Raw genomic sequence first — 12581 nt, 5'->3', positions numbered from 1 at the left:
TCGCGTGGGAGTCAGTCGTCGTCGTGGACGTGGACGTGCGAGTCGGCGTTCTGCGCGTCCCCGATCTCGTAGGTCACCTCGGTCGGAAGCTGCACGGTGCGCGAGACCGTGCAGAGCCGGTCGCGCGACTTGGCTACCGCGTCGGGCAACCGGTCGCGGGCCCGGTCACCGTCGCTGCCGTCGGGGAAGGTCACCTCGAAACGGACCGTGATCGGGCCCATGTGGTTGCCGTCCTCGTCGCGGACCTTGTCACCAGAGGCGCTCACCGTGAAGGTGGTCGGCTCGGCCAGGCGGGAGGTCAGCAGGTCGACGTCGATGCCGGAGCAGCCGGCGATGCCGGCCAGGAGCAGCTCGACCGGGGTGAAGTCGTCGGTCTCACCGGAAGCCATCTGCAGCGTGCCACCACGCGCATTCCTCGCCTCGAAGGCGGTCGGTCCGGTGCGGGTCAGGGACACAGAACGCAGCGCGTCAGAAGCCATGCCCCGTAGTCTGCCAGCCGTGGACGACACACCTCCCGGCGGCCCGGACGTCCCCCGGCACCGCCTGATCCTGATCCGGCACGGTGAGACGCAGTGGTCGCGGACCGGCCAGCACACCGGGCTCACCAACCTGCCGCTGCTCCCCGAGGGCGAGCGCGGCGCCGCCGAGCTGGAGGACCTGCTGTCCGGTATGTCGTTCGTCCACGTCCGGTGCTCTCCGTTGCAGCGGGCGCGGCGCACCGCGGAGCTCGCGGGGCTGGCGCTGGACGCTGTCGACGACGACCTCGTGGAGTGGGACTACGGCGCCTACGAGGGCCTCACCACCGCTCAGGTGCGGCAGCGGGTGGGTTATCCCTGGACGGTCTGGCAGCACGGGGTGGAGCCGGGCGACACGCCTGGGGAAACGGTGGAGGAGGTCGCCGCGCGCGCCAGCAGGGTGCTGGAACGGGTCACCCCGCATCTGTTCGACGGAGACGTGGCCCTGGTCGGGCATGGTCAGGCGCTGCGGGTGTTGACGGCGGTCTACCTCCGGCAGGCACCGCGCTTCGGCCAGCACCTGACCTTCGAGGTGGGCTCGCTCGGGATCCTCTCCCACCATCACGAGGATCCGGTGATCAGCTCGTGGAACCAGCGGCGCTGAGCTCCTCGGACACCTCGTCCAGGGTCGAGTCCTGGGTGTCCTGCCCGCCCTCGCTCACCAGCGGCTCCGGCGTGGGCATCTCCCAGGTGTGCACCGGCAGGTTGTCCTCGGAGTTGTCCAGATAGTGCCGGAACATCTCCCGCAGTGCCTCCTCACGGGAGTAGCCGGCCTGCTCGTAGGCCTCGGTCGCGGCGACCTGCCAGCTCGCACCATTGGTGCGGGTCCGGCAGCGCCCCTCGATCACGGACAGGAAGTGGCTGCGGACCTCGCGCCGCAGGCCCAGAGCGGCCAGCCCGTCGTCAGCAACTGACAACAGGTGGTCGGCGATCAGGTCGACCGCAGGGATCTTGCCCAAACCAGGCCAGGAGTGCACGCTGGTGATGCCGTGCTTGGCCGCGTCCAGGAAGTTCTTCTCGGCGTCGGCGAAGGGCATCTTGGTCCAGATCGGCCGCCCGCTCGTGGTGAACGACTCGAGCAGACCGTAGTAGAAGCAGGCGTTGGCCACCATGTCGACCACGCTCGGCCCCGCGGGCAGGACGCGGTTCTCGACCCGAAGGTGGGGCACGCCCTGGCTCATGTCGTAGATGGGGCGGTTCCAGCGCCATACGGTGCCGTTGTGCAGCTTGAGGTCGACCAGCGAGGGTGAGCCGCCCGACTCCAGTATCGCGATCGAGTCCTCGTCGGACATCTCGGGCAGCAGGGCCGGGAAGGAGCGGACGTTTTCCTCGAAGAGGTCGAAGATCGAGGTGATCCAGGCGCGCCCGAAGTAGGCGCGCGGGCGGACGCCCTGGTGCTTGAGCTCCACCGACCGGGTGTCGGTCATCTGCGTGAACAGCGGGATCCGGGTCTCGGCCCACAGCCGCTTGCCGAACAGGTAGGGGCTGTTGGCCCCGATCGCGACCTGGACGCTGGAGATGATCGAGGCGGCGTTCCAGTAGACCGGGAAGTCCTGCGGCGTGACCTGCTGGTGCAGCTGGACCGAGGTGCAGCCGGACAGCGGCCCGATCGTGTCGTGATAACTGGTGAGGCTCTCCCCCGCAGGCCCCTGGATGTCCAGCTCGAAACCCTCGCCGCGCTCGCGCAGGAGGGAGTCGTTGAGCGCCTTGTAGCGCACGCCGTCGGAGAGCCACTCCTCATCGAAGAGCTCCGCCTCCAGGGTCGGCACGATCCCGATCGCCACGACGCGCGCGTCGTGAACCCTGGCCGCGTCACCCGCGCGACGCAGGGACTGGGCCAGCCAGCGCTCCAGGCGCACGGCCTGGTCGCCGGCCATCGGTCGCGGCGGGACGTTCATCTCGATGTTGTAGCGGCCGACCTCGGTCTGGAAGTCCTCGTCGGTCATCTCCGAGAGCACGTCACGGTTGATCATGGCCGGGGCGAGCTGGTCGCCGTCTACGAGGTTGAGCTCGATCTCCAGGCCCATCTGCGGGCGCGTGAAGTCGAAGCGGCTGCCTTCCAGCATCCGTTCGAAGACGTCCAGGTCCTTAATCACCTTGGAGCGGAACGCCAAGCGCTGCTCACGCGTAAAATCGCTGCTGCTCACCTCTTGACCCATGCGCCGATCCAAACATATGAGGCGGCGTTATGACTGGCTCAGCCGCCAGAAAGTTGGCGGCTGAGCCCGACAGCGTGTCCCGGTGGTCCCGGGTCAGTCCTCGAAGGCCTCCGGCGGCGGGCAGGAGCAGACCAGGTTGCGGTCGCCGTAGACCCCGTCGATGCGGCGCACCGGCGGCCAGTACTTGCGGCCCGGGTCGACGCCAGGCGGGTAGGCGGCGCTCATCCGGTCGTACGGGTGATCCCAGTCGCCCGAGGCGATGGAGTATGCCGTGTGCGGCGCGTGGCGCAGGGCGCTGTCCTCGACACCATTGGCCGCGGCCTTGTCCATCTCCTCGCGGATCGCGATCATCGCGTCGATAAAGCGGTCCAGCTCGCCGAGGTCCTCGGACTCGGTGGGCTCGACCATCAGGGTGCCGGCGACCGGGAAGCTCATCGTCGGGGCGTGGAAGCCGTAGTCGATGAGCCGCTTGGCGACGTCGTCGACCGAGACGCCGGTCTCCTTGGTCAGGCCGCGCAGGTCCAGGATGCACTCGTGGGCCACGAGGTCGTTCTTGCCGGTGTAGAGGACCGGGTAGTGGTCCTTGAGCCGGGCGGCGACGTAGTTGGCGGACAGCACGGCCACCTGGCCCGAGCGCAGCAGGCCCGCCCCGCCGACGAGGCGGATGTAGGCCCACGGGATCTGCAGGATCCCGGCCGACCCGTAGGGAGCCGCAGAGATGGGCCCAGGCCCGCTCTCCGGCCCCGCCTCGGCGTCCAGGGGGTGGTTGGGCAGGTAGGGGGCGAGGTGCTCGCGGACAGCCACCGGACCGACGCCGGGGCCGCCGCCGCCGTGCGGGATGGTGAAGGTCTTGTGCAGGTTCAGGTGGCTGACGTCGCCGCCGAACTCGCCGGGCTTGGCGATCCCCAGCAGGGCGTTGAGGTTGGCGCCGTCGACGTAGACCTGGCCGCCGGCCTCGTGCACCAGCTCGCACAACTCGGTGATGGTCTCCTCGTAGACCCCGTGCGTGGAGGGGTAGGTGACCATGATCCCGGCGAGCTCCTCGCGGTGCTTGTCGATCTTGGCCTTGAGGTCCTCGATGTCGATCTCACCGTCGGTGGTGCTCTTGACGACCACGACCTTCAGGCCGGCCATCACCGCGCTGGCGGCGTTGGTGCCGTGCGCGCTGGCCGGGATCAGGCAGATCGTGCGCTGGTCGTCGCCATGGGCCTTGTGGTACTCGCGGATCGCGAGGAGGCCGGCGAACTCGCCCTGGGCGCCGGCGTTGGGCTGCAGGCTGATCTGGTCATAGCCGGTGATCTCGACCAGCATCTCGCACAGCTGGCGGATCAGCTCGCGGCTGCCCTCAGTCTGGTCGAGCGGGGCGAACGGGTGCAGCCCACCGAACTCGTTCCAGGTCACCGACTCCATCTCGGTGGTGGCGTTCAGCTTCATCGTGCAGGAGCCCAGCGGGATCATGCCGCGGTCCAACGCGTAGTCCTTGTCGGACAGGCTGCGCAGGTAGCGCAGCATGGCCGTCTCCGAGCGGTAGGTGTTGAAGACCGGGTGGGTGAGGTACTCCTCGTCCTCGGTCCGCGCCAGCCCGCCCCACTCCGGGGCGTCGACGGTGGCGACCTGCTCCGGGGCGGAGACACCGAAGGCCTCGGCGACGGTCTGCAGGTCAGCAAGGGTGGTCAACTCGTCGACGGACAGCAGGACGGTGTCGCCGTCCACCTGCCACAGGTTGATCCCCCGCTCGCGTGCGGCTGAAAGCACCTCTGCGGCCGATCCCGGGACGCGGACAGTGAGCGTGTCGAAGTAGTGCTCTCCGGCCAGCTCCAGGCCGCCTGCGGTGAGTGCGTCCGCCAGGGCGCGGGCCTTGGCGTGGGTCTCCAGCGCGATCCGGCGCAGACCCTCGGGGCCGTGCCACACGGCATACATGGACGCCATCACGGCGAGGAGCACCTGGGCAGTGCAGATATTGCTCGTCGCCTTCTCGCGGCGGATGTGCTGCTCACGGGTCTGCAGCGCGAGGCGGTAGGCCTGGGCGCCGTCGGCGTCCTTGCTCACCCCGACGAGGCGACCCGGGAGGGTGCGCTCGAGGCCGGAGCGGACGGCCAGATAGCCGGCGTGCGGGCCACCGAAGCCCATCGGGACCCCGAAGCGCTGGGTGGTGCCCACCGCGACGTCGGCGCCCCAGCGCGCCGGGGGGGCCAGCAGGGTGAGGGCGAGCAGGTCGGCGGCCGCGGTGACCAGCGCCCCGGCCGCGTGGGCTGCCTCGGTGAGCGCGGCGAAGTCGCGGATCAGGCCGTCGGCGCCGGGATACTGCACGAGCACGCCGAAGACGTCACGGTCCCCCGCGATCTCACGCAGACCGGCCTCGTCGCCGACCCCGGTCACGTCGGTGACCACGACCTCCCAGCCGACCGCGTCGGCGCGCGCCTGGACCACGCTGATCGTCTGTGGGAGCAGGTGCTCATCAACGACCAGGACGGCATCGTCGGCGACCTTGCTGGTCCGGCGCATGAGCGCCATCGCCTCGGCTGCGGCAGTCCCCTCGTCCAGCATCGAGGCGCCGGCCAGGTCGAGCCCGGTGAGGTCGGTGACGGTGGTCTGGAAGTTGAGCAGGGCCTCGAGGCGGCCCTGGGAGATCTCGGGCTGGTAGGGGGTGTAGGCGGTGTACCAGGCAGGGTTCTCCAGGATGTTGCGGAGCACGACCGGCGGGGTCTGAGTGCCGTAGTAGCCCAGCCCGATCATCGAGGTGAGCACCGTGTTGCGGGCCGCCAGCTCGCGCAGCTCGCCGATCACCGCCTGCTCGCTCGGGGCGGCCGTCAGGCCCAGCGGCTCGGCGGCGCGAATCGCCTCGGGCACGGCGGCGTCGATGAGGTCCTCGAGGCTGGCGTAGCCCAGGGTGTCCAGCATGTGGGCGACGTCCTCATCGCGCGGGCCGATGTGGCGACCGACGAAGTCGGACAGCGTGGTCGGCTCCAGCGACGCGGCGTCATCGGTGACAACCGTGTCCTGGTCGACGGCAGCGGTGAGGGGGGCGTCGTTGCTCATTCTTCATGGCTCCTTCGGACAGGGGGCAGACCCTCCCCCTCTGTCCACCGGCCTCCACGCACGACGTTCCAGAGTTGCCTGACCCACGAGGTCCTTGTCGCCTGAGAGGTTGACGGGGATGTTGCCCCTTCGGCGCCCCACCTGGTGCTGGTGAGGTCTCTCCCGCGCGGGATCGACGGCTAGGGCAAATCTAGCACCCCGAGGGCGCGGATCGGTGGGGCCGCAGGGCGTTGTTCAGGAGGTGCGGCGGGCGCGGCGTCGCGCCGACAACTCATCTCCGAAGTCCTGGGCGAGCTGGTCCTCAGCGCGCTCGCTGGGCAGCTCGGCCAACTGGCCCTCGACCTCACGCCAGACGCTGCCGACCGCGATGCCGAAGACACCCTGGCCGCCGCGGACGAGGTCGATCACCTCGTCGTCGCTGGTGCACTCATAGACGCTCGCGCCGTCGCTCATCAGGGTGATCCGGGCCAGGTCCTGCACGCCCCGCTCGCGCAGGGCGGTCACGGCGACGCGGATCTGCTGCAGCGAGACGCCGGTGTCCAGCAGCCGCTTGATGATCTTCAGGACGAGGATGTCGCGGAAGGAGTAGAGGCGCTGGGTGCCCGAGCCGCTGGGGTTGCGGACGGACGGCTGCAGCAGCCCCGTGCGGGCCCAGTAGTCGAGCTGGCGGTAGGTCACTCCTGCGGCGCCGCAGGCCGTGGGGCCGCGAAAGCCGATGGTCTCGTCCATCGCCGGGGTGTCCTCGGTGAACAGCACACCCTGAGCCGAACTGCGCTCCTGCTGGTCGGCCGCCTGCGTGCCGGGGGCGTCAGCGCTCACCGGTCCTCCTCAGAAGTGTGACTGATGTGATGAATGTGACTCACGTGAACTGTGGTGTCCCTGAGCACACCTTGACGGTAGGTGTCGCGGGCCGCCCGGTCAATGACCGACGCGCCGGAGACACGCTCTGCTTGTGCTCCGCTCATGGACGCTCCTCCCCCGACTCCCCGCCTTCACCGGTCTCCTCGAAGTCCTCGGCGGAGACCTGGTCCAGGAACTCCCGGAAGCGCTCGACCTCGTCCTCGTCCTCCAGGGACATGCTCACCCCGACCTGCTCGAGCAGCTCTTCGGGCGCCAGGATCGGGCTGCCGGTCCGCAGCGCTAGCGCGATGGCATCTGAGGGTCGTGCCGAGATGCTGGTGCCTTGGTCGAAGAGGAGGTCGGCGTAGAAGACGCCGTTCTTGAGGGAGGTGATGTGCACCTTCTCCAGCTCGCGGCCCAGTTCCCCGATCAGGCTGGCCATCAGGTCATGGGTCAGCGGCCGAGGCGGGTCGACCCCTTGCTGTGCGTAGGCGATGGCCGTGGCCTCGGGCGCCCCGATCCAGATCGGCACGTAGCGCTGACCGTCCCGCTCGCGCAGGAGCACGATGGGACTGTTGGTGGGCATCTCCACCCGGACCCCGAGGACGTCGAGCTCTTTCACCCCGTCAACGGTACCCCGGTCCTCAGCGCTCGGCCAGACCTGAGCGCACGAGGGCGATGTGGAGGGACAGCATGGTGCTGAGCAACTCTGCTTCGACCTCGCGGTGGTCGGCGCCGGGGGCGCCTCGCGCCTGGCGGCGTCGGACCGGCTCCAGCACCTGGTTGGCCAGGCCGATCTCCCGGTCGGCGCCTACCCGGAAGGAGCGCAGGTGCCGGGCCTCCATCCCGAAGCGGGACAGGGCGGCGGCTGCGGTGGCCACGTCGATGTCGTCGGCGTGGTGGCGGCCCGAGGCGTCGGTGCGGAGGAGGCCGAAGGCTTTCAGCTGCCCGTATGCCGCGGGGTCCAGCCCGGTGCGTTCGCGCAGCTCAGCGGGGCTGAGCCGGACGGCGCGGCGACGCCGCAGGGCGGCGGCGCTGATGTCGGCCACGCCGGGCGCCGAAGGCGTCGGGGCGGACGCTGGCGCGGCCTCGGTGACACTGTCCTCCTCGGCCGGGGACGTGAGTCCGGGGACGTCCAGGCCCTGGTCGAGGCGGTCGAGAGCGTCCCGGATCACCTTCAGCGGCCAGAACCGGTCGCGCTGGGCCGTGAGGGTGAAGCGCAGGCGCGCGACATCGGCCTCGGTGAACAACCGGTAACCCGAGGCCCGGCGGAGCGGGCTGACCAGCCCTTCTCCCTCCAGATAGCGGATCTTGGAGATCGTCAGGTCGGGAAAATCCGCCTGGAGCTCCTTGAGGACCGCGCCGATCGGGCGTCCGTCGGGTGGCTCGTGCTCGGCGGTCGCGGCAGAGGTCACGACCGGCCGAGGTAGTAGACCAGGCGGAACTTGCCGATCTGCACCTCGTCGCCGGGGTGCAGGACGGTCTCGTCGATGCGCTGACGGTTGACGTAAGTCCCGTTCAGCGAGCCGACGTCACGGACCAGGTAACCCTCACCGCTGCGGCTGAAGAGCGCGTGCCGACGGGAGACCGTGACGTCGTCGAGGAAGATGTCGCTCTTGGGATGGCGACCCGAGCTGACCTCGTCGTCGTCCAGCAGGAAGCGGGCGCCGGTGTTGGGGCCGCGCAGGACGATCAGCAGAGCGGTTCCCGGACGCAGGGCGTCCACGGTGCGCTGGTCCTCCGGGGACAGCCTGGGCAGCTCGTCGTCGAAGCTGTATTCGGCAGCCGGGAGGTCACCGCCCCGCTGCAGGCGCGCGGTGGCGGGGTCGTTGCCGTACTCGTGGTGCTCACGATCGCGGTCGCTCACGGGCGGCCCTTCCTTGCTCGTATGTGGTGCGGCCCCCACTGTAATGCAGGGGGCCGCCTCAGAACATGCTCTCAGTCGAGCTCGGCCTGGTAGGCCGCGGCGTCCAGCAGACCGTCCAGCGCGCCAGCGTCCTCGACCTTGATCTCATACATCCAGCCCTCGCCGTAGGAGTCGCTGTTGACCAGCTCCGGGGTGGCATCCAGCGCCTCGTTGGCGCCCACGACCTCACCGGCCAGGGGGGCGTAGATGTCGCTGACGGACTTGGTGGACTCCACCTCACCGACCGAGTCACCGACGGCGACGGTGTCCCCGACCTGCGGCAGCGAGACGTAGACGACATCGCCGAGCGCGTCCTGCGCGTAGGCGGTGATCCCGACCCGGGCGACCCCGTCGCCCATGTCCTTGACCCACTCGTGGTCGCTGGTGTAGCGGAGGTCCTCGGGGTAATTCAGGGTGCTCATCGCTCTCCTCGGGCGTCGTGGTCCGGCGCATCGTCGCGTCCGGTCAGGTGCAGTTCTACCTTATGCGCTCACGGGCTCGGGGCGGGGGTGGAGGGCACCGGCTGGGCATGACGGGCGGAGGTCGGAGCCCGTACCGCGTCGATCCGCAACTCGGGATTCTCGGTCACGTCCACGCTGGCGCCGGCGTTGCGCAGGCTGTCGCTGAACCCGCCGGGGATGGCCATCGCGCCGGCGAGCGTGTGGCTGTCCCCGATCGCCAGGATGCGGAACGGCTTGGCGAGGACCTCGCCGTCCAGCATCAGCTCACCATCGGGGGTGGAGGAGACGTAGCTGGAGGCCACCACGCGGGTCGGCCCGATCGAGATCGCCTCGGCCCCGGCGTCTCGAAGCTCCTGTATGCCGTCGAGCAGCATGGTCTGCGTGATCGCGTTGGAGGGGTCGTTGACGAAGACGCTGATCCCCTGGCCCTGGACCGGGACGGTGCCGGCCAGGATCTCGTAGGACTCCAAGCGCTGGCGCGCGGCGTCCGCGGCGGCCCGGTCACCCTGCTGGCCCTGGAGCCGCTCCCGGTCGGCCTCCAGCTCGATGACCTCGCGCTGCAGCGCGTCGACCCGGGTGCTGGCGTCGTCGAGCAGCGCCACCAGCTCGCTCTGCCGCAACTCGCGCAGACCCGCCTCCTCGGTGCTGCGGGCCTGGGCGACGAAGGACAGCCCGATGAGCAGCGTGAGCAGCGCACCGAGGAGCTGACCGCGGGTCAGGCGCAGCCCACTCATCCGGAAGAGCCGCGTCCGGGCCTCCGCGGTGGTGGGTTGGGGTGCGGCGTTGCGGCGCCGGACCCGGGGCAGCTTGGATCGGTTCGGCGCCATCAAGCCCCCAGGAGGTGGCGCCGAATGGCGGCCACGTTGGAGAAGATGCGCAGGCCGAGCACGACCACGATGCCGGTGGACAGCTGGGAGCCGACGCCGAGCTGGTTACCGATGTAGACGATGAGCGCAGCGACGACGACGTTCGACGCGATCGAGATGACGAAGACGCGATCGTTGAAGACGCCTTCGAGCGAGGCGCGGACGGCGCCGAAGACCGCGTCGAGGGCGGCGATCACCGCGATGGGCAGATAGGGCGCTGCCCACTGCGGCACCTCGGGGTTCAGCCACAGCCCGAGGACCACTCCTGCGATCAGTCCCAATACCGGGATCATCGGTCCTCCTTGGTGGGGGTGGCCGCGGCCGGCACGTGTCCGACGCGGGTGGTGAGTCGTTCGCCAGGACCGATGGTGATCTCGCGCTGGACCGAGACCGAGGTCTGCAGCGAGAGCTGGCGGCGCAGCTCGGACAGATAGGCGCCGGTCACCCCTGAGGTGGTCTCGGTCTGCAGAGCGGCAGGGTCGCCGATCGCACGGATCTCATAGGGCGGGGTGAGACCACGGAAGTCGACGATGATGGCCTCTCCGGCGTAGCGGATGGCCGAGATGCTGGTGAGGCGGTGCCCGTTGACCGAGATCGCCTCGGCCCCGGCCGACCACAGCCCGTTGACCACGAGCTGCAGGTCGCGCGAGTTCACCCGCTCACCCTTGACGCCTTCGCCCGGCGCAGCCGCCGGTTGCGCGTCGTTGAGGGTCACGACGACCCCGGGTCCGGCGACGGCCTGGGCGCCGGCCTCGATGCCGGCCGCGGTGATCGCCCGTTGGCCCGCCACCCCCTCGGCAGCGCGAGCCTGCTCCTGCTCCAGCTCCAAGATCTCGGCCCGCAGGGCCTCGACCTGACGGCCCTGCTCGTCCCCGGCTGCCTGCGCGGCCTCGATCCGGGTGATCAGGTCCGCGCGCGTCTGAGCCGCGGCCGGGTCAGGTGCCCGCAGCGTCACCGCGGCGATGGTCATCAGGAAGCCGAGCGCGAGAGCCGTCACCAGCATCAGGCTGGTGTTGAGGCCGGTCGAGGCCCGCAACCCCTGCTCCTCGCGCGCCTGGGCGGCCGAGTGGTAGCCCGGACCGACCGGCGGGTCGAGGACCTCTTCGAGGAGAGCCATCGAGGCGGCGGGGTTACGGGGGCGGGGGGCTGCAGTGGCGGTGCTGCCTTCCGGGCGATGCCCCTGCGAGCTGGGCGACGTCATACGGGCACCTCCAGCGCACGCGCCTGACGCAGCATGTGCCGGACCTGCCAGGCGTAGATCAGGCCGGTCGCCCAGTAGAGGACGGTCCCCCACCAGGCCAGCGCCCATCCGGTGACCAGGGCGAGCGTCGTCCACCAGCCCGCGACGTGGCCAAAGAGCAGCAGCGGGAAGGCACCCAGCAGGTTGAAGGTCGCTGCCTTGCCCACGAAGTCGACAGGTGGGATCGGCAGGTGGTGACGGCGGACGATCGGGTACATCGCCAGGATGAAGGCGTCGCGCGCCACCAGCACACCCAGCAGCCACCACGGGATGACGCCGATCCAGGCGAGGCTGATCAGCGTGGTCGCGATGTAGAGGCGGTCAGCGATCGGGTCCAGGACCTGTCCGAGCTTGCTGACCAAACCGTAGGAGCGAGCGATCCGGCCATCCAGGTAGTCGGTGAGACCGGAGATCACCAGGACCAGACCGGCCCAGCCGTAGCGGTCCTGCACCAGGCACCAGATGAAGACCGGCAGCAGCAGCAGGCGCACGATGCTGAGGATGTTGGGGATCGTCCAGAGGCGATCGGTCACAGGCAGCACCCGGTGCGGGGAGCGGTCCTGCGCACGCTCCGCGCTCTCCCCCGTGCCCGTGATCATGACGCTCAGTGTAGGGTGGCGCCTCCGACACAGCAGAACCGCTGGTCAGCGTGTTGCTGACCAGCGGTTCTCTCGGTCGGGCTGACAGGATTTGAACCTGCGACCCCTTGACCCCCAGACGTCGGCAGGGGGTCCACCGCTGTCCATGTAGGTCTGTGACCTGCAACGATGACTAGCATGGATTCTCCCGGATGCTAGCGGACAGACACGAATGGTGGTCAGGAATGGTGGTCAACCGGGACCGCTCAGGACCAGATCCCACCCTCGATCCGCTCGGCCATGACGTGCCGGACCGCGGCCCATGCGTCGAGCGGGGCGTCAGCGATGCGGAAGACCGCGCCGACCAGCCTCGGGTTGTCCGGGGAGACGGTGACGTCCAGGACGTGCCCGATCCGCACGTCGACCTCGGCGGGGAGCAGGACGGTGTACCGGGCCAGCGGGGTGGTCGCGCCGCCGACGTCCACGACCGTGGCGTCGCGGTCCGCGGGGTAGATCAGGCAGCGGCCGGTCCAGCGGGTGGCGTAGGCCGGGACCTCGCGGCCCTCGTCGTCGATCTCCACGCCGGTGACCTCGCGCAGCCGTCCGGTGCAGGTGAGCGCGGCGTCCATGCGTGCGGCCATCTCCCGCACGCGGGCCTTCACAGCGCCCTCCGGCGGTAGTTGTTCAGGATCGCCAGCTCGGCCAGGGTCCAGCCTTGGAAGATGCCCGGTGAGGTCTGGAACGGCCCGATCGTCTGGGTGCGGTCCAGGGTGGGGTTCCGGTAGAGCCGTGCGGCGCACGAGACGACGACCGCGGCCACGTCATCGGCCGGTCCGAACTCGTCGAAGCCGTTGCCGCGGGTGTACGCCTTGACCATCTGCATGGCGGTGTTCAGGTGCGCGGTGATGGGCGCGTCGTCCTGACCCTCCCCGCTGTCTCCGAGGAAGGTCAGGACGTCACCAGGGGTGGGGTACATC

The 12581-nt window shown here is 69.8% G+C and carries 15 protein-coding genes and 1 riboswitch; of the genes, 1 reads left to right on the top strand and 14 read right to left on the bottom strand.

What is annotated here, in order from left to right; genetic code table 11:
- Positions 1–11 precede the first annotated feature (11 nt).
- Complete coding sequence (locus ACQBAT_RS07880) at positions 12–479, bottom strand: OsmC family protein (RefSeq protein WP_420748303.1); 468 nt, start codon at positions 477–479, stop codon at positions 12–14.
- A 19-nt stretch (positions 480–498) separates the two neighbouring features.
- On the opposite strand from ACQBAT_RS07880, the gene ACQBAT_RS07875 reads away from it, so the two are divergent.
- Positions 499–1119 (top strand): histidine phosphatase family protein, encoded by a 621-nt coding sequence (locus ACQBAT_RS07875; protein ID WP_420748304.1) that lies wholly within the window; start codon positions 499–501, stop codon positions 1117–1119.
- Here ACQBAT_RS07875 and ACQBAT_RS07870 read toward each other — a convergent pair.
- From ACQBAT_RS07870 to ACQBAT_RS07810, 13 genes are all read right to left on the bottom strand, one after another.
- Entirely contained in the window at positions 1094–2662 is a 1569-nt protein-coding gene (locus ACQBAT_RS07870; RefSeq protein ID WP_420748305.1) for a glutamate--cysteine ligase, read from the bottom strand. The genes ACQBAT_RS07875 and ACQBAT_RS07870 overlap by 26 nt on opposite strands.
- 105 nt (positions 2663–2767) lie before the next feature.
- Positions 2768–5713 (bottom strand): aminomethyl-transferring glycine dehydrogenase, encoded by a 2946-nt coding sequence (gcvP, locus tag ACQBAT_RS07865; protein WP_420748306.1) that lies wholly within the window; start codon positions 5711–5713, stop codon positions 2768–2770.
- A gap of 78 nt (positions 5714–5791) precedes the next feature.
- Positions 5792–5888: riboswitch (glycine riboswitch) on the bottom strand.
- A 59-nt stretch (positions 5889–5947) separates the two neighbouring features.
- Positions 5948–6532, bottom strand: coding sequence for a MerR family transcriptional regulator (locus ACQBAT_RS07860; RefSeq protein WP_420748307.1), 585 nt, complete (start codon positions 6530–6532; stop codon positions 5948–5950).
- A 142-nt stretch (positions 6533–6674) separates the two neighbouring features.
- A complete protein-coding gene (locus ACQBAT_RS07855; RefSeq protein ID WP_420748308.1) occupies positions 6675–7175 on the bottom strand; it encodes a bifunctional nuclease family protein in 501 nt (166 codons plus the stop codon).
- Positions 7176–7197: 22 nt separating this feature from the next.
- Positions 7198–7968, bottom strand: coding sequence for a MerR family transcriptional regulator (locus tag ACQBAT_RS07850; protein WP_420748309.1), 771 nt, complete (start codon positions 7966–7968; stop codon positions 7198–7200).
- A complete protein-coding gene (locus ACQBAT_RS07845; protein ID WP_420748310.1) occupies positions 7965–8420 on the bottom strand; it encodes an FHA domain-containing protein in 456 nt (151 codons plus the stop codon). The genes ACQBAT_RS07850 and ACQBAT_RS07845 overlap by 4 nt, the downstream gene beginning before the upstream one ends.
- A gap of 71 nt (positions 8421–8491) precedes the next feature.
- Positions 8492–8881: a glycine cleavage system protein GcvH gene (gene gcvH, locus ACQBAT_RS07840; RefSeq protein ID WP_420748311.1), complete on the bottom strand. Its 390-nt coding sequence runs from the start codon at positions 8879–8881 to the stop codon at positions 8492–8494.
- A 68-nt stretch (positions 8882–8949) separates the two neighbouring features.
- Positions 8950–9747 carry a DUF881 domain-containing protein gene (locus tag ACQBAT_RS07835; protein ID WP_420748312.1) on the bottom strand — a complete coding sequence of 266 codons (798 nt, stop codon included), beginning with the start codon at positions 9745–9747 and terminating at the stop codon, positions 8950–8952.
- Positions 9747–10079 (bottom strand): small basic family protein, encoded by a 333-nt coding sequence (locus ACQBAT_RS07830; RefSeq protein ID WP_420748313.1) that lies wholly within the window; start codon positions 10077–10079, stop codon positions 9747–9749. Before ACQBAT_RS07830 ends, ACQBAT_RS07835 begins: the two co-directional genes overlap by 1 nt.
- Positions 10076–10987, bottom strand: a complete 912-nt coding sequence (locus ACQBAT_RS07825) for a DUF881 domain-containing protein (protein WP_420748314.1) — start codon at positions 10985–10987, stop codon at positions 10076–10078. The genes ACQBAT_RS07830 and ACQBAT_RS07825 overlap by 4 nt, the downstream gene beginning before the upstream one ends.
- Positions 10984–11625 carry a CDP-alcohol phosphatidyltransferase family protein gene (locus tag ACQBAT_RS07820; RefSeq protein ID WP_420748315.1) on the bottom strand — a complete coding sequence of 214 codons (642 nt, stop codon included), beginning with the start codon at positions 11623–11625 and terminating at the stop codon, positions 10984–10986. Before ACQBAT_RS07820 ends, ACQBAT_RS07825 begins: the two co-directional genes overlap by 4 nt.
- Before the next feature lie 245 nt (positions 11626–11870).
- Positions 11871–12245 carry a DUF6093 family protein gene (locus ACQBAT_RS07815; protein WP_420748316.1) on the bottom strand — a complete coding sequence of 125 codons (375 nt, stop codon included), beginning with the start codon at positions 12243–12245 and terminating at the stop codon, positions 11871–11873.
- A gap of 17 nt (positions 12246–12262) precedes the next feature.
- A complete protein-coding gene (locus ACQBAT_RS07810) occupies positions 12263–12580 on the bottom strand; it encodes a hypothetical protein (RefSeq protein ID WP_420748317.1) in 318 nt (105 codons plus the stop codon).
- Position 12581 lies beyond the last annotated feature (1 nt).

The organism is Ornithinimicrobium pulveris (genome assembly GCF_050261105.1).
Taxonomy (GTDB): Bacteria; Actinomycetota; Actinomycetes; order Actinomycetales; family Dermatophilaceae; genus Ornithinicoccus.
The sequence above is the reverse complement of the archived record's forward strand: the minus strand, read 5'-3'. Positions and strand labels throughout refer to the sequence as shown.

Excerpts from the sequence above, each read along its gene's own strand:
- ACQBAT_RS07880 (WP_420748303.1), bottom strand. The coding sequence starts at position 479 with ATGGCTTCTGACGCGCTGCGTTCTGTGTCCCTGACCCGCACCGGACCG.
- gcvP (WP_420748306.1), bottom strand. The coding sequence starts at position 5,713 with ATGAGCAACGACGCCCCCCTCACCGCTGCCGTCGACCAGGACACGGTT.
- gcvH (WP_420748311.1), bottom strand. The coding sequence starts at position 8,881 with ATGAGCACCCTGAATTACCCCGAGGACCTCCGCTACACCAGCGACCAC.
- ACQBAT_RS07835 (WP_420748312.1), bottom strand. The coding sequence starts at position 9,747 with ATGGCGCCGAACCGATCCAAGCTGCCCCGGGTCCGGCGCCGCAACGCC.
- ACQBAT_RS07830 (WP_420748313.1), bottom strand. The coding sequence starts at position 10,079 with ATGATCCCGGTATTGGGACTGATCGCAGGAGTGGTCCTCGGGCTGTGG.
- ACQBAT_RS07825 (WP_420748314.1), bottom strand. The coding sequence starts at position 10,987 with ATGACGTCGCCCAGCTCGCAGGGGCATCGCCCGGAAGGCAGCACCGCC.
- ACQBAT_RS07820 (WP_420748315.1), bottom strand. The coding sequence starts at position 11,625 with ATGATCACGGGCACGGGGGAGAGCGCGGAGCGTGCGCAGGACCGCTCC.
- ACQBAT_RS07815 (WP_420748316.1), bottom strand. The coding sequence starts at position 12,245 with ATGGCCGCACGCATGGACGCCGCGCTCACCTGCACCGGACGGCTGCGC.
- ACQBAT_RS07810 (WP_420748317.1), bottom strand. The coding sequence starts at position 12,580 with ATGTACCCCACCCCTGGTGACGTCCTGACCTTCCTCGGAGACAGCGGG.